Source organism: Bacillus hominis, from assembly GCF_018332515.1.
Taxonomy (GTDB): domain Bacteria; phylum Bacillota; class Bacilli; order Bacillales; family Bacillaceae_G; genus Bacillus_A; species Bacillus_A hominis.
Genome location: NZ_BOQD01000160.1, coordinates 1 through 759, shown reverse-complemented (window position 1 = coordinate 759; position 759 = coordinate 1). Strand labels below are relative to the sequence as shown.

1 protein-coding gene is annotated in these 759 nt (G+C 37.9%); it reads right to left on the bottom strand.

Annotation, left to right across the window (positions count from 1 at the left end):
- Window positions 1-22: 22 nt before the first annotated feature.
- Complete coding sequence (gene lepB, locus KI356_RS16620) at window positions 23-574, bottom strand: signal peptidase I (protein ID WP_128280467.1); 552 nt, start codon at window positions 572-574, stop codon at window positions 23-25.
- Window positions 575-759: the final 185 nt, after the last annotated feature.

The following is a 759-nucleotide window of genomic DNA, read 5'->3' as shown; positions in this document are numbered from 1 at the left end:
TCTCCCATACTTTTGCTTTACTTTATAACGCTCTTACTTGTTTCAACGGCCAGAAAACAGCTTGTCCTTTTCCGACAATTTCATCTTCTGAAATAAATCCAAACATACGACCATCTTTAGAAACTTCACGATTGTCTCCTAAAACAAATACTTGGCCTTCTGGCACTTTCGTTTTCCCTGTGATTTGTTCTAGCGTAAAATCAGGAGTTAATACACGGCCAGACGCCTTTTCTTTAAATTCTTTTAAATACGGTTCTTCCATCGCTTTTCCGTTTACATATAAAACATCATCTTTATACTCAACTGTATCACCTGGTAAACCAATTACTCGTTTTACTAAATCGTACCCTTCTTTTCCGTGGAAGACGATAACGTCAAAACGATCTAATCCGTTTATACTATAACCAATCTTATTAACGAGAACTCGCTCATTATTTTCTAAAGTTGGCATCATCGACTCACCTTGTACTAATGACGGCGTAAATAGCACCCCACGAACGATAAAGGCAATCGTAAGTGTAATACCTATCGTCTTAATCCATGAAATCAATTCTTTCTTCGTATTTGTCTTCATCGTTTCTCCTCTTTCTTAAATAATTACTTTATCCCGTATTAACGGGCAGTAAAACTCCCACATCAAAATTTGGCGAATGCGAGGGAGTTAGGTGGGAGATCAACTGCCCGTAAAAACCCGATTGGTGAGGGCTAATAATCAGTGGGGGATGGAACAAAACCCTCACTAATTAAAGTTTCACTTTA

Coding starts and splice junctions, on each gene's coding strand:
- lepB (WP_128280467.1), bottom strand. CDS start 574: ATGAAGACAAATACGAAGAAAGAATTGATTTCATGGATTAAGACGATA.